This is a genomic window from Butyricimonas hominis, assembly GCF_014287455.1.
GTDB lineage: Bacteria > Bacteroidota > Bacteroidia > Bacteroidales > Marinifilaceae > Butyricimonas > Butyricimonas muris.
Genome location: NZ_JACOOH010000001.1, coordinates 174,709 through 193,260, shown reverse-complemented (window position 1 = coordinate 193,260; position 18,552 = coordinate 174,709). Strand labels below are relative to the sequence as shown.

The following is an 18,552-nucleotide window of genomic DNA, read 5'->3' as shown; positions in this document are numbered from 1 at the left end:
CCGTTTATTCAAAATTATAAGTGAAGAATGTGCCGGCGGGGAATGCCGTGTGATTTTCGTAATTTGCACTTAATTCTGGTTCATCCCCGCTAAAGTTGAATACACTGATGTTATTAATCTTGTAGTCTTGGCCGTATCCTTTTATGGAATTTAGATAAACTTCTCCGGTAATCGGGTGAACAGCGCACGTGTTGTAAATGATACCGACGTTGTCGACCATCGTTTTGGCATCCACCATTAATTTCGTTTCTCCCGTGCTGAAAATATGACGGTAAATTGTTGATTTAAGGGCACTCATGTATAGCGTGTCCCCTTTGGCTGTAATGCTGGGGGCTGCTGCGTATGATGGGTTCAGAAGGCTTTTTGCTTCCTCTGATACAGTGCTGCTTCCTAGTTTAGCGTATGTTTTCGGGTCAACTTTAGTGATTTTCCCGGATGCATCGGAAACCCAAAGATTCCCGTCGGATGCTTTAATTACACCGGAAACATTCCCGTCAAATTCAATCGTATTGCTAATTGCATCTTTACCTGCTTCAATTACGACAACCGTGTTTTTTACTGTGGCAAAAACTTTCCCGTCAGCAACAGCCATTGTATTTTTCCGAGCACCCTTTGTGCCTTCAATAAGAATGACGGTTCCGCTTGATGGTTGAAATCTTTTTATTCCATTATTGTCACGTAGGTAAATGTCATCATCTCCTAGTACTGCCACGTGGCTAGGCATACTCACCTGTCCGTTAAGTTCTTCCTGAAATTTTCGCTCCCTTTTCAATGTTTCTGCATTGAGGATGGTTAAAAAGCCTCCGTCATCACCCCCGTTTTGTGAAAGAATATACATTTTATTGTTTTTGATGAATAGATCTTGGCTTTGCTTTCCCAAGTCACCTCCGTTTTCAAGGTAATAGGCGTTATCTGTCACCTCTCCTTTAGGATTAATGAAAATTAAACTCCCGGGACTGCCCATGGGTGATTCGTTTACGATAAAAGTACCATACTTGTATTTCCCGTGAACTTCGATTGACGTGGAAGCGTGATTGCGGCTATTTGTAGTGTATGCTATAACAGAAACGTTATAATTTCCAATGCTTTCTGCCGTGAAGGTATAAATAGAATCTGTTGCCACTTTTTCCCCGTTTACAAACCACTCCAAACTTGTTTCCGTTGGGTTGTCAACTTTGGCTTTCAGTACGATAGATTCCATCGGGAGCGTCGAAAAACTACCATTCTCGCTTTCGATGGTTACGGTCGGTGGTACGGGTGTCCAGTTATCGTCATCATCACTACAAGAACTCAAGAATCCTACAAATATTCCCAAAAACAAAAGTGCTAAATAAAACTTCTTCATAATTCTAATTTTCATCATGTAATATTATATAACTTGTTTATTCTTCCTCTAAAATTCCCACATCAGTGACACGAGGCAGTTTCGCAACGGCATCGGGTAGTACTGCGTGGATTCGTAATAAGTGTCCAGTAGATTGTCCACCCGTATCTGCGGGGTGAGGCTCATCCCGTTACGGAACTCGTGACGGTAGCCTGCCAATATATTGTGTACCGAATAGGGGTCAGTAGCGTATGCTTGGTCAGTCGTGATAAAGCGTCGCCCGATGTAAGTCACTTGCCACGAGAAAAAGGCTCCCCGGTAATCGGCGGCAACCCGCACGTTCCATTTGAAGCGTGGCACGTAAGGAATCTGCTTCATGTAAGAGCCGTCGTCCTCGTGCTGTTTCTTGCGGGTACGGGATTGCGACCAACTGTAATTACCGGATGCGTTCACCTTTAAATCCCCCATCTCGTATGTCAGTTTCCCGTACAGTTCCACGCCTTCCGAGCGCACGTTGCGGTGATTCTGCGGCGTCCACACCCATTGATTCCCGTCCTTGGGCAACCATAGTATCCAGTTGTCGATATACATCAAGTAGCCCGATACCTCTGCGTCCAGCGATAACCCCCGGTACAAGTGTTTCCGGTAAGCCACGGAAGCGTCATACGAGTACCCGTCTTCCGGCTTCACCTCCGGGTTGCCTCCCGGTCGCCAATAGAGGTCGTTCATGCTTGGGAACCGATAGTTGTAAGCCATATTTCCCTTTACCTGCAACTCTTTTTCCCACAGGTTGAATACCACGCCCGCCGACCACGTGGATACTCCCCGGCTATCGTTTTGCTCGAACATATACTGCCCGTTCAGCATCATCCATTCCACCGGGGTCCACAACGCCGATGCCTGCCACGACAGCACGTTACGGTGATGGTGGAATGGCGGTTCCACCACCGGGATATCATAATCCACGTCGCCCAGCGTGTATTTCGACGAGTCAATATCAATGTAACTGCTCACCCGTATCAAATCGTGCGAGTAAGTCAGGCTTGTCCCCAGCACGAGATTTTCCCGCGGGGTACACGTGTAGTCTGCAATGCCTTGCCACGTCTGCGATTGATTTTTAGTACCCTCGGGGTCGAACATCCCCCCGGCGTACCATTTGTCGTACTTCTGCCGGTAGTACAGCCATGCCGCTTTCACGTGCAGGGCGTGTATACCCCGGGTGAAATCCAGTCCCGTGTATGCCCGGAAATTCGTTTCCCGCTGTTTCTCGTGTGATTGGTTCACCACCCCAAGCGCGGGGGGCAACATCCGTTCGCCCTCTTGATACCATGCTACTGCCGTCAACCGGGTGTAGCGCGACAACCGGAAATAACCTTCTTGCATTGCCGCCCATTGCGTGTAATCGGCATCCTGTCGTTTCTCGCGGAAGGGGACGTTGGTCAGAATCTTGTTCAAATAAGTATAGTTGTTATCCGAGTGCTGGTAATACAGGCGGGTTTTGAAACTTGATTTCTCTCCGCCCGTGTTTACTTGTGCCCCCGTGGTGTACGTGCCGTAGGAACCGTACTCGCCCAGCACTTTCCCGCTTACTCCCTTTCGCCAATCCGGGTCGGTGAATAGGTTGATACTTCCCCCGATGGCTCCCGTCCCGTTCTTCACGTGGCTGCTCCCGTAATACAAGTTGATATTGTCCGTGAAGAAAACCGGGATTTGCGAGAAATCGAACGTTCCCGACATCGGCGGCGTGATATTGATGCCGTTCCAGTTCACCCGTGTTTGCGAGGGACTGGCTCCACGGAAGGAGGCGGTCGACAAGGCTCCCATCCCGAGGCTCTTGATATAAATAGCCGTGTAGTCCGTCAGTAATTCCGCCAACGAACGGGTTTTATTCGCTTGCATGATTTCCGGGTCTATGCGGCTAACCTTCGCCCCGGCATTTGCCTCGTTGGCGTGTTGGATACGCCGGCTCACCACCTGCACCGTGTCGAGAGTCCCGTGCATCGCCACCGAATCCCGCCGCTGTGCCTCTGCCTGTATCCCGCCGCCCAGCGTGAAACAGGCACATAATCCTATCGTTATTTTTTTGAGCATAATCACTGTTTTATTGTTGATACCCGGGGAAATACACTTGTCCGGGATAAACACCCACTTTGTGGCTTGCCCTTCTCCCGTCTTTCAGATAATGACGGATATAACCTCTTTGTGCCGTGTAATCCAAACAATCGCACAGGTAAACGTCGCCTTCGGGGCTAACCGCGAACCCGTACATCATACCCACGCCCGGCAGGTCGTAATAATGTTCAAATTCACCTGTCGTCACGTTCATCCGGTACACGCTCTGCTGTTCTTTTTCGCCCTTGGCGTTTTTTTCTGTCGCACGGGTTTTCACGTTGAAGTATATCCACGTTCCCGTCGGGTCGATATCCGTGCGGTTGTAATTGATATAGCCGATAATCTCGCCCGGTGTCTGTGAGCTCGAGTCGCCGATGGGGAGGGTGTACGATTTAACTACTTTTTCCCGTTTCGGGTCTACGCCTTTCAGCGTGACGCCTGTCACGACACCGCTCCTTTTCTGGTACATCAATCCCCAGATGATACCGTCTTTGTCTATCAGCATCCGGCACGTCTTCGTGTACTCCTCGTTGTATATATCCTTGATTACCCGGGCGTACTCTTTATTAATATTGTTGGCATCGAACACGTACAAACCTCCCTGCGTCATGCCGAACACTTTATTTTCCGCCACGACCAGATATTCCACCCATCTCGGGATTGAAATATATTCCAGCGGCTTCCCGTAAGGGGCTACCGTGCGAATACGCACCAGTTGTCGGTTCAAGTCGGACACGACGGCTTCTGTTTCCGAGATAGGCACTATCTGTCGCGGGTAACCCGCCTGCGTGTAGAGTATCGTTCCCTCGGATTTGAACGTCACGGGATTGACCACCTCGATTTTCTTCGAGTTATTCATCGCCACGAAATACTTTCCGTTAATCAGCGTGATGGATTGTGCCACGTCACCCATTGGGCGATGGTTCACGTCTTGAAAGGCATCCACTACCACGGTACTGTCTTTGTATATCACCGATATCGCCCCGGCGTTCGTGTTAATCAACCCCTCGTTCAGCACGAGAGCCTCAATATCCCCGTCGCCCAGCACCCCGTCGGGATAAGGCATCCCCGGTTTGTCGCACGACGCTAACGTCATGCTAATCCATACGATTGTCAGAAAATAAAACCACTTTTTCATGAACATAACTTCCCTTTTAGTCAGAAAAAGGCTTGACGTACACGGTCGACAATTGTTAAGCTATCGGCGTTCACGTTCTTCCTTCCCCTTGAACGTTAAACAATGTTTGCATGGCAGGTCTTCTGACTTGTTTCCTTCCCGGCGTCCTTCCCATCCTTAAAATGGACAGTGGATCGTGAGTGCCGGAGAAGTTGTTACGAAACTTACAGCAGTGGATCTGTTCAGGATTTGCACCTGATTCCCTATTAATCCCACGTAAGATTGTAGAATATCTTACACGAGAACCATAACGCCGCAAAAGTAATATGTATTTTTTAATATTGCTAATGAATGGGGAAAAGATTTATTTCTCCGGAATCACGCTCTATCTCTAGTTATTGCGAGTTTTAGCATTGAGATTTATCTTGAACTTAGATTGTAACCATATTGTTGTGTATTGTAATTTACATATAAATTAGTATCTTTGACCTATTGGAAACAACCCATACTTAGAATTTTCAATACGCGAAAATGTTGTGATTTGCTTACAAATTAGTATCTTTGACCTATTGGAAACAACGCAAGCCATGTGATGCATACGTTGGACTAAGTTGTGATTTGCTTACAAATTAGTATCTTTGACCTATTGGAAACAACCCATTCTTATCTAATCGAGGAAGAGATTTGTTGTGATTTGCTTACAAATTAGTATCTTTGACCTATTGGAAACAACAGAATCAAAGAAGCTGAACAAGAATTATTGTTGTGATTTGCTTACAAATTAGTATCTTTGACCTATTGGAAACAACATTGCTTCTATCTTTTATTGACAAGTACGGTTGTGATTTGCTTACAAATTAGTATCTTTGACCTATTGGAAACAACAAAATAATCATTATAAATCTTCACATAAGCGTTGTGATTTGCTTACAAATTAGTATCTTTGACCTATTGGAAACAACAAAAATTCCGGTCTACAAGGGGAGGAATTAGTTGTGATTTGCTTACAAATTAGTATCTTTGACCTATTGGAAACAACTTTCCGTTAGTTATTCTATTCACGATAGCCGTTGTGATTTGCTTACAAATTAGTATCTTTGACCTATTGGAAACAACAAAAGAGCCGTTCCTATAGAAGAATTACTGGTTGTGATTTGCTTACAAATTAGTATCTTTGACCTATTGGAAACAACTTGTCTAATGTGTTGTTTAGACTCTTCTCGTTGTGATTTGCTTACAAATTAGTATCTTTGACCTATTGGAAACAACCTTGTCCGGCAGCATCAGATAGTTGTGATTTGCTTACAAATTAGTATCTTTGACCTATTGGAAACAACTCCGTGAAAATAGAAATCCATATAGGTTCGTTGTGATTTGCTTACAAATTAGTATCTTTGACCTATTGGAAACAACATTATTAGAACCAGTAGCAATAAGGTTATGTTGTGATTTGCTTACAAATTAGTATCTTTGACCTATTGGAAACAACTCGCCCGAATTAATGAATTTTCCGGATTCAGTTGTGATTTGCTTACAAATTAGTATCTTTGACCTATTGGAAACAACGGAAGCAGTTATCAAGAGAGGAAGGAATCCGTTGTGATTTGCTTACAAATTAGTATCTTTGACCTATTGGAAACAACCAAAACTTTTTGATACCCTCCCAGAAGTTGTTGTGATTTGCTTACAAATTAGTATCTTTGACCTATTGGAAACAACTGTATATACTAATTTCCACCGTTCGATCACGTTGTGATTTGCTTACAAATTAGTATCTTTGACCTATTGGAAACAACAGATGAACCTCGCTTGGGATACCGGGGTACGTTGTGATTTGCTTACAAATTAGTATCTTTGACCTATTGGAAACAACAAGCAAAGATTTTGCCAGCAGGTTTTCAGTGTTGTGATTTGCTTACAAATTAGTATCTTTGACCTATTGGAAACAACAAGCAAAGATTTTGCCAGCAGGTTTTCAGTGTTGTGATTTGCTTACAAATTAGTATCTTTGACCTATTGGAAACAACAAGCAAAGATTTTGCCAGCAGGTTTTCAGTGTTGTGATTTGCTTACAAATTAGTATCTTTGACCTATTGGAAACAACGCTTATCAACTTCTGAACTTCACGCATCGCGTTGTGATTTGCTTACAAATTAGTATCTTTGACCTATTGGAAACAACCATCCGGGCGATAATCCAATGTGCTGATGTGTTGTGATTTGCTTACAAATTAGTATCTTTGACCTATTGGAAACAACAGAACCTACTGCAGTAGGTCCAGAGCTAGGTTGTGATTTGCTTACAAATTAGTATCTTTGACCTATTGGAAACAACAATCCAGTGTACTCTGGCAGGGCTGGAGAGGTTGTGATTTGCTTACAAATTAGTATCTTTGACCTATTGGAAACAACGTATTCCGGCTTTCCCAACTCCGAACATACGTTGTGATTTGCTTACAAATTAGTATCTTTGACCTATTGGAAACAACTCAATCTTTGTTATTGTTTGAATAACAAAGATTTATATCTTGAAATAGGAAAGAAAAAAGGGATAGAATCCTTACAATAAATCTCACATAAAAGTGGGATTTATTGTTTTAAAATAATTCCAATTGTTGGCCGGGAGAATCGGGTGCTTGTGGTTTATGTCCATAAAATAATTCAATACTTCCAAATTGTTTATCTGTGATGCACATAATTCCTACTTTTCCAAATTCAGGAAGAAAGGATTTCACTCTTTTAATATGGACTTCTGCATTTTCCATGCTAGCGCAATGGCGGATATAGATAGAAAATTGAAACATAGTAAAACCATCCCGTTGTAAATTTTTCCGGAAATCGAAATATGCTCTTTTATCTTTTTTAGTATCTGTTGGCAAGTCGAAGAAAACAAGTATCCACATAATACGATATTCACTGAAACGATCCATGCTACTATCGTTCGGGATAAACTATTTTACGGCTTTCCCCGCAAAAACATTTATAAAGTGAAGCTGTTGTTTGGCCTACAGCTACCATTAGAGGGCTACGTCTACCATTAATAACAACTTCTAAAGTTGGGATCGTGAGCAAAGATGCTTTTAATTCTTTTGTTAACTCAATAGGTATATCGTGTGCGTTCGTTAATTGAAATACCAGTTCGTCCACGTAAGGTCGGTAGGGTTCCATGATATCATCAGCAAGGCAATAAGCGTTATAGCGATTATGATGATGAATCCCTAGAGTCGGTAACAAGCCGCTTGTGACAAGTCCTCGTGCCACGATGGCACGTAAGATTGCATAACCGTAATTCAATAGATTGTTGGGAGGAATACCTTCACGTTCGCGAGTGAATCCTTTTATGTTGCTAAATAATAATTTCCAGTAATATGCCGCGGCTCGAGCTTCTAAATTGTCCGGGTCGCCGCTTCGTACGTTATTTGCCCAAACACGCATACATTTTATTTCCTCGTGAGTGCAAAGGCTTAATACGGTTGCTTGATTATTTATTTTGGTTTGAATGGTTTGTTGCCAAAGCTGTTTCTTTAGAGGTACAGAGGCGTCTAATTGTTCACGGAAACGTTCATTTTGTGTTGTATTACCATAAAGTGGCAACATAAGACCTACAGGCATACTTTTACTGTCGCAAGTGATAAGCGCACAATTGTTTTCCAGTAAAGCTTCAATGACCCCGGATGTAATGGTGATTTGTTTGTTGTCCAGTATTACAATGCCTATATCCTCGATAGCCCGGGTTGTTTCAGCTTGTTTTTTTAGAGTTTCGGGAAGAGATGTGCTTTTTTCAACTTCGGGCAATTTGATGACTAGTTGCCCGTTTCGTAAAGAAAGATATACGGGATTGCCAAAATAGAGAGTTTTCTTGATCATGGTGTAAATATTTCTGTGAGTGCCGTTTATTGTTTTAGATTTTTCCTCTCTCTTTCAAAGTTCTCGATAAAATGTATCTCCACGGGAGATAATTGCGAATCCGTTCGTTGCTTGAATTTGTCGTATTCGGTATCAGCTTTCAGTTTTGCTATTTCTGCCGAGATGCTTCCGGCGTGTGTCAATAGTTCCTTCCCGGAAAGTTTAAGAAAATCATCCAGTTTTTGCATCCAGTCTTTCATGTACATGGGTGTATGACTTTTAGCTTGCAATTCCGCGAAATCGAGAAAGAGGCTAACGATTCGGTTCAAGATATCCAGTTCTTCTTCGGTCAGATAATTTTTGGCGTACTCGGCGTCACTTCGTTTTGGTATCATTCCTGTCCACGTGGTCAAGCCCATGAAATCTTTCTCCGCGTCTGCTCGGTTATAAATAATTTCAGCTGCCGTGTGCCCGTGAACCGAGAAATGCATCTTGTTCTGTATCGTGGCAAAAAACAATCGGGTCATTTCCGTACGCGGGTCATAATCTATGCTGAGTGCATAAATTTCAAGAACTTTCCGGTAGAATAGTTTTTCCGATGAACGGATGTCACGAATACGTGCGAGCAATTCATCAAAATAATTGCCTCCTCCCGCTCTCTTCAACAAATCGTCATTGAGTGCAAATCCTTTTACTAAATATTCTTTCAACACTTGCGTGGCCCATATACGGAATTGTACGCCCCGGTGGGAATTTACCCGATACCCCACGCTGATAATCATATCAAGATTGTAATAAGAAACTTGATATGTTTTCAAGTCAGAGGCAGTTGTTGCATTTTTTGCAACAACTGCCTCTGTTTTTAATTCGCCACTCTCCAATACGTTTTTTATATGTCTGGATATCGTGGATTTATTGCGTTGAAATAATTCCGCCATTTGATCAATACTCAGCCAAACCGTGTCCTCGGAAAGGATCACTTCTATTTTGGCTGCTCCATCTTCTGTTTGATAAAGAAGAATTTGACTTTTATTTTCCTCTTGCATGGCTATTCCGGTTTAAAGTCTCCTATTTTTATAATATTTCCCAGACGATCTATTTTGAGGGGAAGACAGGTTTCTTTTATCATTTCCTCTTCTCGAGTGATTGCTCGTTCCATTTTATTCATAGAAGAAAATTCCATTTTATCTACAATGCTTTTTGCAACTTCCGCTTTGATAAAGAAACATCGGTTACCGGTGGCTGACACCGTTTTATACACCCGCTCCCGATCTATCGGGAAATGAATCTCTCCATCACTCACCTCCTTCGCCGTGGGTAAATATATCAAATCATTGGGCGAAAGAATATATTTCGGGCTATCCCCATTTGCGTCCTCGGGAGCGGGCGACAATCCTTTCTTTTGCCGGTCAATAACCGTATTTAACGGGATTGTTGCGTACGTTCTTTTGCGTGCAAACGTGCCGGTTTCTGGATCAACACTTTCCGTTTCATAGATCGCGAAGAATAGATTGGTACCTTTAGCGGCTTCCACGAATTTTGAACTTTTATTTCCCGATTGTCCGACGGCAAATTTATCAGCTTTCTCGTACCATCTTACTTTATAAATAGGTTGATGGTGCGTCCCGTCGTTAAGTCGCTTTATATCCCGATTCATGGCACCAATCCCGTCGGGCGAAAACGCTAAATTGGGATCATCATTATTTTCCTCTAAATGGCGGAGCAGGATTTTCTGAATACCTGTATCCGTTATTTCTTCTATTATTTTCTTTCGGGTAAATGTCGTATCCAATGGTTTGCGAGTGGCAAAATACCTGTCCTTTGTTTCTCGCGTGAAATAATAAACTTCAATCTTTGAAAGATTAATGTCTTGCCAGACATCACGATTGTCTTCAAAATACTTCTTTATCTTCCCGCTATCATAACCTAGTTCGAGCATGGCTATTAATTTCTTTTTTAAGTCTTTTTCCACGATCGTTTGTGGTTGCTTGATAGCCTCCTTCAGTGAAACCGTTTTTATTTTGCGCAGATTCACTTCTCCGAAGACGGTTTCTTTATGCATCGGTTTGCGGATAGCCCAACTTGTTCCCTTCGTCTGACTGGTAGATACTTTTTTCCCGTTTTCGTAATGCAGGTAGTGATTTGTCGTTTTATTTATGACACGCAGATTCTGCTTGAAACTGACAATGATGTTTTGCAATGCCGTCTGCATATCTCGCGTGAATGTTTCCCAAGGCTTGTTGAGAATCCATTTATAATTACCTTTATCGTCAGTTTTATATTTGGTACAGAGTAACGATTGCAAGTCATGGCGGGCAACCTTTGCTTTGTTGCTTGCCGACTGGTTATTCAGGTAATTCACGATATTACGATTCGCGCACGCGATGACGATAGCATCCATAGCGTGGTGGCGATGGTCGATACGCTTTTTATTGAAACCTTTCTGCAATTCGAGGGGGATTGAAGGAATAATATGTCCGTTCGCGCTCACGGATGTAAATCGAGAGCACCCCGTTATTTCATTCAACCGAACAAAACGGGGTAGAATAATTTTGTTCCAAACATCATTAACCCCCCAATCCTTCTTCAGCCGATCGGTAACGCCACCCGTGCACACGATGACATTTTTGGAAAGAGCCTCTTCTTCTCCTTCTTCCCGCACGATATTCGAGAGCAAAGATGTTACTACTTTACTGATATAGCGGCTGTCATTCAATTGGCGGGCAATGAATTGCTCGGGAATATCCTCCATGAGCAGTTTCTTCATTTTACCACGGTTACGCGAATAGTGTTCACGCGCGAAACGCTCGTAGGCTTCAACGGAGAAAATTTCAACCGTTTTCCCGGAACCGAGGTACACCTTTTCCCCGGGATGTTTTTTGATAAACTCGTACCCCAAGCAATTACTTTTTAATTTATTCACTTCCGCTTCACAAATCACCTTGTTGCTGAACGAATCATCAAAATAACGTGCTTGCGGGATGATATGTTCTATTTCATAAGCGGGAGTGAACAATTTGCCAAGTGGTATTACCTCACCTGTATACGGGGATACATATTTTTGTTCCAACCACAGCTTGTAACGTAAGATTTCAGAACGGGAGGGGTACCTTTTCGTGTCACCTTGTTTGAATTTGTCCAATATGGAAGAAATATCTTCCGGTAATTCGGGAGTACTATTTAACACGGTATCCTCGTAAATACGCAAAATATCTTGTTGGCTTGGAGAATAAGGACGAACATTTTCAATCTCGAATTCCGGATTTATAAATTCCGTCAACAACATTTTGACGCGTAAGTTCGTGTTTTCATTTTCCAAAATCTGTCGTGTTATGTCGGCACGCTTGCCGGACGGATTCTTCATCTCTCGTCCAAGCTCGACGTGAATTTCATCAATCCGACCTGCTTGTTTCCAAATATCTCGAACCGTGCGTAATGTCTCCGTGATCACTTGTTCCACGATCGGATTACGCAATGAATGTTGCTTGAATGATTGCAAGTAATCGTCTATATCCGCGGGAGTCTTCCACCGGGTGATATCTTTCATTTCCGAGTGACGATCGTAAACGATATAACACGCCAGCCACGTGGGCAACGAATGGAAGTCATTGATGGAGGTTAGGTTAATCGCTTTCTCCCGAACCCGGTTTCGTATATTGTCGTCGTACTCTCCGGCAATTATTTTGTCAATTCGAGTCTTGGTTTGGGCATCAATAGCAGTTTCGTTCCAGTACTTTCCGCTTCGCATCAAGGGAAGTAATTTCTTGATAGCTTTGGCTGAATAGGCTCCGTATTCTTTTTTGAAAGGAGGGAACTTTTTAAATACGTCCGCGAATTCGGCATTCAAATTATTTTTACGGGCAAACGACCGAAGAGCTTTTTCAATTTCTTGTTTATCCTCCACCGAGTATAAAATATGCCACAAGGCTTCTTCTTTTTCCCTCGTGAGGAAGGTGGGAGCTACGTGTGCTTTCCCGAGATAAGCCAAGATTTGGGCATGGGTTTCATTGCAAGGATAAGTTTTTTCTTCGACATAATTCCATCTGTAATTGGCGGCTTTGTTTTTCAAGTGAAATGCCGGATATTTCAAAAAATTCTTTTGGTCGATCTCTTTTTTGTCATTTAACCACGAGAACAATTCGGCGTAATCTTCTTCTGTGGGCAATAATTGTCGGGTGACATCTATATCAACCCCTGCATTTTCGCCTTCTTTCTGGTAAATACGGATGTTGGAGATAAATTGCCACAGGCGAAATTCTTGGAATAACGGGTGGGATTTGGCGATACATTTGATCGGGGAGGTCTTGATTTCTCCTGTTTCCGTGTCAACGAAAGTATTCTGCTCGTACGGGCAATTTTCAATGAGCGACTTTTTACTTTTCAACGGGCGTTGATAAAAGATAATGTCATTCATGAAAAGGTGAATAAAATCTCTTGCGGCAATATTATTGCGATGTGCCTCGTTGTTGGGATAAAGTTCTTGAATACAGGTAGTATATAATTCTTTGTCCTGTAATTCCGGGTGAAATTTGATTTGTGCCTTCAGTATCTGTTGAAGTTCATCCTTGTAATATTTACGCTCGATCGTGTGTATCAGTTTCCCGCGTATTTTTTGAGAAGGATTCTGTAACAAGGTATCGTAAATATATCTGCCCACGGTTTCACCACTCTTCTCGATATCAGCCTCGGTTCTTTTTTTTGAAAGCGTCCAATCCTCTTCTTTCGGTGCTCTAAAAGATCTTTTTATATTCCCTTCTTTGTCTTTTTTAGGGTTTCCCTCCGCGTCTATATCTGTTGTTACGATGAATTCTTTTATTTTGCCTTCCCACTCTAAAGGAGTGGCACTTGTCCGGCGATATATCATGCCATTCTCCAGATGAATGTTATACCACGAGTCTTTTCCTTTTTTTTCTCCGCTGTCTTCTACTTTTACGACTTTAAGCGCGTAAAATTCTTCCAGTTTAGAGGAATTTTCTTTTTCTTCTTCTCCCCGGAGTTGATAGTAGCCTCGTTTTTGGTTAAAATTTAGTAGTATCCATGCCAGTTCCTCTTTCTTGATTTTTTGTGTTAGAGCCTTTTTGCGCAAATAGTATAGCGTCCAATCATAAGGAACTTTTTTATTGCCCGCGACTAATTCAGGTGCATGGGTGGCAAAATCAAATAACATTTCATTGAAAGAATCTTTGAAAATAAATTCATGTATTCCGTTTTCATCCGGTTTCCACGGAAGTTTACATTCAATGCCTGTTGAGAATTTCCCGTGACGATCCAAATGATTCGTGTAATGTTCAGGTAAAAATCCCAGTAAATCTAAAACACGGTGTAAACGTTCACGTCTTAATAAATGCCTCTCTCGTAAACGGCGTACGCCTCTATAGCGGGTACGTTCAGCGGTTTGTGATGTTGAATTTCCTTTATTGAAGTCCCCCAATATGGCGGCATCCATCGGAATAATGCGACTGCCGGCGGCTTCTATTTCCTTTAATTGTATTTTGTCCTCGTTATCAATATTACCGTTTATTAGAGCCCAGCCGATACTGTTAGTTCCTAAATCCAGTCCTAAAATTTTTTCCCCCATGACCATACTGTTTGAATTTCTTCAAAACTATAAATATTTCTTTAAAAATCCTATGGTATTTCGTTTATTTTTTTCTATGTTTGCGATACTAATTTAAGCAAATCACAATAAGGATTATTCCGTTGTGAAAACATTTAGGGCAGGGATAAGAATAATTTTCTTGTCCTTTCTCTTTTTTATACTCCCGCGTATTTGCCCGGTGAAAAAGTGCTCCGGATACTATTTCGCCGGAATCACGATCCACTTTTCGATATTCCGGGTTTTGGCACTGAAATTCACCCCGATTTTGAACAATTTACGGCTGTCCGTTTCAAAAGGCAGGGCGTAACGTTTGTCGTCGATTTGTTGTAGTGCTTCTTCCGCCGTACCGTTCAATTTAAATTCCATCACGTAGATATAATCTGCTGCTTTTACCACTAAATCCACTCGTCCCTCGGAGGTACGGTATTCCGTTTTCGTGTAGAATCCCACCAGTTTGAAAACGATGAACAACACGTTCTCCAGATTGCATGCACGCGCGCTCCACGACTCCCTTGAAGCGCAAGGCGAGAGTACTTTCCCCAACTTCGGTACCGTAGATTATTTTCCATTTCATCAGAGCCTCGTTCAAGATTTTATCCAAGCTGTCCGGAGAATCTTATTTCCCGATATTCAGATCGAGATGTAACACCGGTCTGCGCACCCAATCCTTTTCCAACGCCTCTATCGCCAGTCCCTCGAACAACTCCTTTTCTCCTTGGAAATCCGTTTATTTTTTTGTGACAATAAGACAAAGATACCTAAAATGTCGGTACATGCGCCATGTTTTTGTATATCTCGGATAATTTGTTACGTTATATATTTATTATTCAACCATGCAACTTCATATTTTTTGCATATCTCGGATAATTTATTACGTTTGTATGTTTGTTCTTCAACCATGCAACTTTATGTTGATTGTATGTGAAGGGATATTGTAAAACATTTAGATACTGTAGTTTATAACTGTATACATGCTCGTGAATTGAAACATGATGTGTAGGAGTTTCGTGGCGGATAACAGTAGAACGGCGCAAGCGTTATGGTTGGCGCTGGCTAATGCCTTGTCATTATGCATGACATTGGTCATATCGGCTATCCTTAGCCGATATATGACTGCTGTCGAGTATGGCACGTATCGTCAGGTGGTTTATATTTACTCGACTTTGTTGATGATCTTTTCCTTCGGGCTTCCCGGTGCGTATTCTTACTTTCTTGCACGTGTCCCGGTAGAAGAAGGGCAGGCGGTGATTCGCAAACTCGGCGTGTTATTCTGGGGACTTTCTTCCGTCTTTTCAGTCACCTTGTTCACGGGGGCATCACGGATAGCCGAATTACTTGGCAACCCGTTGCTAACCGATAATTTGAAATATTTTGCCATAACTCCCTTGCTATTGATGCAGGTATTGGGCGTCGAGCGCGTATTGACCGTGTACGGGAGGGCACGTGTTGTGCTGGTGTACGTGCTGTTGAGTCGCGCTTTCAGCGTACTTTGTTCCGTGATACCCGTGATTGTTTTCAATACCGGGGTTCCCGGGGCAGTTATCGGGTTGGTGCTCGCTTCTTTTGGCTCCTTTCTCGTTGGTATGCGACTCTTGTCATTGCCCTTTAAGAATGTAACACGGGGAAGAACGGATTTGACTATCGCGGATATATTGCGCTTCTCGATGCCGGTGTTTTCTTCGAGCTTGTATGGATTTGTCATTGGTTCCGCGAGCCAATTTTTCGTGAGCCGCTACTTTGGGGTGGAAGAATTCGCTATGTTCGCGAACGGTTACAAGGAACTTCCGGTAGCGGGGATAATGATTGGTGCCGTTTCCGGTATTTTATTACCGGAATTTTCCCGGATGACAAAGGACGGTTCCGGTAGCGGGCAATATCTGGTACTTTGGAAAAACGTGGTGCTTAAGTCTGCGTCGGTAATATATCCGTTTACCGTCTATTGTTGCATTTTTGCCCCGGAAATAATGGGGGTGTTATACGGGACCGCTTATCGTGAAGTCGCCGGTTTATTCCGGATTGTCACGATAGTAAATTTGGTGCGTATCGTGCCGTACGGACCGATAATGTTCGCGTTAGGCAAAGGCAAGATATTTGCCAACGCCCACTTGGTCACGGCGGTACTATTGCTCTGGCTTGATTTCCTTTGCGTTACCTTTTTCCCGTCTTTGTCTGCGATTGCTATCATTGCAACGGCAACCACGGTCTTTTGTCTTGTGGTTTTAATGGTAAGTACGGCACGGCTCCTGAACACCGGGCTTTCGGGATTGATGCCATGGAAATCCATGTCCAAAATTCTATTCGTGTCTGTCTTCTCGTGTTTTTTAGGGAGTTGTGCGGTAAATTTAACGGGAGTTACCCGTGATTTTCCGGTTCTTCTCTCGGGATTTTTGATATCGGTTGTTGTCTATCTGCCTCTTTCATATATCGCGGGGATTAATTACGTGAGGCTGTTGAAACCGTTGGTGTCATCCCCGCGAACGAATCCATGAAAATGAAATTGACTATGAATATTCTAATTATCACAAAGCATTTTTATCCTTACAATCGAATTGCCTCTTTTCGAATTAACTCGTTCGCTAAATATTTTCATGAAGCGGGGCATTCGGTAACGGTCGTGACCGAGGGAGAATGTGATGAAACCGCCTTGTGGAATGGCTGTGAAGTTTACTATATTAAAGATCCGATGATGACTCCGGCGTATTTGTTTAAACAAATACAGTTAAATAAAAAATGGACTCCAAGACGAGTGGTTAGGGCTTTAGAAGCAAGAATATTTTTGAAGGGACCCTGTATTTGGCGTGCCAAGGCCTATAAAAAAATAGAAGAATTATTTCAAAGGAATGATTTCGATGTGGTATTGAGTTCTTTCGGACCTTTGACTCCTCACGCACTCGTGATGAAATTGTTAAAGAGAGGATACAAATTCTTTTGGGTTGCTGACATGCGTGACGAAATGTCAAAACATCCTGTCTATTCCAAAATATACGCGAAACGGCTCTCGTTTTATGAACGTAAAATACTCGAGAAGGCAGATTTGGTATTGTCCGTGTCGAAGCCCCTTATTGATGATTTTAAGACGATGTGTTCACACGAGCGGTTTTTGGAAGTGAGAAACGGATATGATTACGAGGAGTGTCATGAAGTGAATTTTCAATCCCAATTCACGATGGGCTATATAGGTAGGTTTTATGGAATGGCTATTCCGGATAATCTGTTTAACGCCTTTTCCGAATTAATCGAGGAGGGAAGACTACCCGAAAACAGTCGGATTAAAATAGTTGGAAATCACAGGCATGTTGATGTACCCGGCAGGATATCGTCGAACGTGATTCAATGTAAGGCTGTGCCTCATGAAGAAGCGATCAGGATATCCACGACCGAGGTTGATACTCTCGTGATGGTGCATAGCTCCGGGCGGAAAGGAGTGTATTCCGGTAAATTGTTCGATTATCTTGCCACGAATAAACCTATTTTAGCTTTGTACGACCCTAACGATGTGGTTGCCCCGCTACTTGCCGAAACAAAAGCCGGGTTTATCGTTGACGACGCCGATAAAGAGGGAATTAAAAATATGATCATGAAATGTTATCAGATATGGAAGAATAAGGAGGTGCTTCCGCGAGATTGGGACAAGATAAAACAATACTCGCGTCGCAACCAAGTCCAAATTCTTCTCGATTACCTGTCTGCAAATTACCGGGGCAAAAACAGCTAGATGCCCGCGTATTCGCTCGGTGAAAAGCGATCCGGGTTCTCGTTGCCGAAGAACAAATATAGATGCAGTGGCGTTCCGTCCGGTTGTCCTGCCGCGGGGATTTCCATGGTTACCTCCCCGTCACCGCGGTGCGCGTTGTGGCAGGTAATCATTTGCGGGGAACGGGGTTGCGTGTTGTAGAAGTACCCGAGGTACACTTGATCCGAGGCGCTTGCTTTCGGTCGGTCGGCGTCATTTTCCCAGCGGAGAGTAACGCTCCAGCCATCTCGTGCTACATCGGTAATCACCGGGGCTTCCAAGGTTCCCATGGAGAAACGGAATGTCGGGAACGCCCACACGCCTTTGCCCGGGCGGAGGCATCCGCCGTTCACGGAGTGGAATGCCGAGTCGCTTTTGGATATCCCCGTTGCCCTTGCCCACGTGCGCCATATTGGCAACCCCCCGGTAGCACGGCGGTATATTCGCCACATCTTCCGAACCTCGGTGAATTGGCTGGAAGATTTCTCTTCTCCTTCTGTTCTGGATTTCTTGGGGCCTCGTTTGGATTTGCATTTCCGTATGGTTCCCCCGTACAGGTAATACGTGACGCCGTCCATTTTTAGAGGTCCGTTAGCTAGTAAAGCCGCTAGTAAAGATGAGTTTCTATCCATAGCCTATATGATTTAAGTATTAATTCCGTATCAATTCCGGTACAATAGTACTTAAAATATTTTAGTTATGCAATAGTTTTCCTTTATGAACGCTATTATAAATAGGGTTCGTATAGCGTTCATATAGGGTTCGTATAGCGTTCATGACGGAATTCATACGGAATTGTTCCGGAATTAAAGCCGGATTAAT

Annotated in this window: 10 protein-coding genes, 1 pseudogene, 1 CRISPR repeat array and 1 riboswitch; of the genes and pseudogenes, 2 read left to right on the top strand and 9 right to left on the bottom strand. The window is 43.1% G+C overall.

Annotated features, from left to right (window positions below; translation table 11 throughout):
• Positions 1 to 4: 4 nt before the first annotated feature.
• The 8 genes and pseudogenes from H8S64_RS00715 to H8S64_RS22870 form a co-directional block, all read right to left on the bottom strand.
• Entirely contained in the window at positions 5 to 1,345 is a 1,341-nt protein-coding gene (locus H8S64_RS00715; protein ID WP_186974587.1) for a DUF5074 domain-containing protein, read from the bottom strand.
• 48 nt (positions 1,346 to 1,393) lie between these two features.
• Complete coding sequence (locus tag H8S64_RS00710) at positions 1,394 to 3,415, bottom strand: TonB-dependent receptor plug domain-containing protein (RefSeq protein ID WP_186974586.1); 2,022 nt, start codon at positions 3,413 to 3,415, stop codon at positions 1,394 to 1,396.
• Positions 3,416 to 3,425: 10 nt separating this feature from the next.
• Entirely contained in the window at positions 3,426 to 4,574 is a 1,149-nt protein-coding gene (locus H8S64_RS00705; protein ID WP_255469369.1) for a DUF5074 domain-containing protein, read from the bottom strand.
• 95 nt (positions 4,575 to 4,669) lie between these two features.
• Positions 4,670 to 4,878: riboswitch (cobalamin riboswitch) on the bottom strand.
• A gap of 131 nt (positions 4,879 to 5,009) precedes the next feature.
• A CRISPR array of direct repeats spans positions 5,010 to 7,041; the repeat unit is 47 nt; unit sequence GTTGTGATTTGCTTACAAATTAGTATCTTTGACCTATTGGAAACAAC.
• 108 nt (positions 7,042 to 7,149) lie between these two features.
• Positions 7,150 to 7,482: a CRISPR-associated endonuclease Cas2 gene (gene cas2 / locus H8S64_RS00700; RefSeq protein WP_099290946.1), complete on the bottom strand. Its 333-nt coding sequence runs from the start codon at positions 7,480 to 7,482 to the stop codon at positions 7,150 to 7,152.
• Positions 7,483 to 7,486: 4 nt separating this feature from the next.
• Entirely contained in the window at positions 7,487 to 8,419 is a 933-nt protein-coding gene (gene cas1 / locus H8S64_RS00695; RefSeq protein ID WP_186974584.1) for a type II CRISPR-associated endonuclease Cas1, read from the bottom strand.
• Between the two features lie 26 nt (positions 8,420 to 8,445).
• Positions 8,446 to 9,444, bottom strand: a complete 999-nt coding sequence (locus H8S64_RS00690) for a virulence RhuM family protein (protein ID WP_186974583.1) — start codon at positions 9,442 to 9,444, stop codon at positions 8,446 to 8,448.
• Between the two features lie 2 nt (positions 9,445 to 9,446).
• Complete coding sequence (gene cas9, locus H8S64_RS00685; RefSeq protein WP_186974582.1) at positions 9,447 to 13,976, bottom strand: type II CRISPR RNA-guided endonuclease Cas9; 4,530 nt, start codon at positions 13,974 to 13,976, stop codon at positions 9,447 to 9,449.
• A gap of 219 nt (positions 13,977 to 14,195) precedes the next feature.
• Positions 14,196 to 14,477, bottom strand: a pseudogene (locus tag H8S64_RS22870) (PD-(D/E)XK nuclease domain-containing protein); the annotation flags it as partial.
• A gap of 509 nt (positions 14,478 to 14,986) precedes the next feature.
• On the opposite strand from H8S64_RS22870, the gene H8S64_RS00675 reads away from it, so the two are divergent.
• Entirely contained in the window at positions 14,987 to 16,486 is a 1,500-nt protein-coding gene (locus H8S64_RS00675; RefSeq protein ID WP_186974581.1) for an oligosaccharide flippase family protein, read from the top strand.
• A 14-nt stretch (positions 16,487 to 16,500) separates the two neighbouring features.
• Complete coding sequence (locus H8S64_RS00670) at positions 16,501 to 17,712, top strand: glycosyltransferase (RefSeq protein WP_186974580.1); 1,212 nt, start codon at positions 16,501 to 16,503, stop codon at positions 17,710 to 17,712.
• Here H8S64_RS00670 and H8S64_RS00665 read toward each other — a convergent pair.
• On the bottom strand, positions 17,709 to 18,362 hold the full coding sequence (locus tag H8S64_RS00665) for a hypothetical protein (protein WP_227215748.1): 654 nt from the start codon (positions 18,360 to 18,362) through the stop codon (positions 17,709 to 17,711). The two genes, H8S64_RS00670 and H8S64_RS00665, sit on opposite strands and share 4 nt — an antisense overlap.
• Between the last annotated feature and the right edge of the window lie 190 nt (positions 18,363 to 18,552).

Excerpts from the sequence above, each read along its gene's own strand:
- H8S64_RS00715 (WP_186974587.1), bottom strand. The coding sequence starts at position 1,345 with ATGAAGAAGTTTTATTTAGCACTTTTGTTTTTGGGAATATTTGTAGGA.
- H8S64_RS00710 (WP_186974586.1), bottom strand. The coding sequence starts at position 3,415 with ATGCTCAAAAAAATAACGATAGGATTATGTGCCTGTTTCACGCTGGGC.
- H8S64_RS00705 (WP_255469369.1), bottom strand. The coding sequence starts at position 4,574 with ATGAAAAAGTGGTTTTATTTTCTGACAATCGTATGGATTAGCATGACG.
- cas2 (WP_099290946.1), bottom strand. The coding sequence starts at position 7,482 with ATGGATCGTTTCAGTGAATATCGTATTATGTGGATACTTGTTTTCTTC.
- cas1 (WP_186974584.1), bottom strand. The coding sequence starts at position 8,419 with ATGATCAAGAAAACTCTCTATTTTGGCAATCCCGTATATCTTTCTTTA.
- H8S64_RS00690 (WP_186974583.1), bottom strand. The coding sequence starts at position 9,444 with ATGCAAGAGGAAAATAAAAGTCAAATTCTTCTTTATCAAACAGAAGAT.
- cas9 (WP_186974582.1), bottom strand. The coding sequence starts at position 13,976 with ATGGGGGAAAAAATTTTAGGACTGGATTTAGGAACTAACAGTATCGGC.
- H8S64_RS00675 (WP_186974581.1), top strand. The coding sequence starts at position 14,987 with ATGATGTGTAGGAGTTTCGTGGCGGATAACAGTAGAACGGCGCAAGCG.
- H8S64_RS00670 (WP_186974580.1), top strand. The coding sequence starts at position 16,501 with ATGAATATTCTAATTATCACAAAGCATTTTTATCCTTACAATCGAATT.
- H8S64_RS00665 (WP_227215748.1), bottom strand. The coding sequence starts at position 18,362 with ATGGATAGAAACTCATCTTTACTAGCGGCTTTACTAGCTAACGGACCT.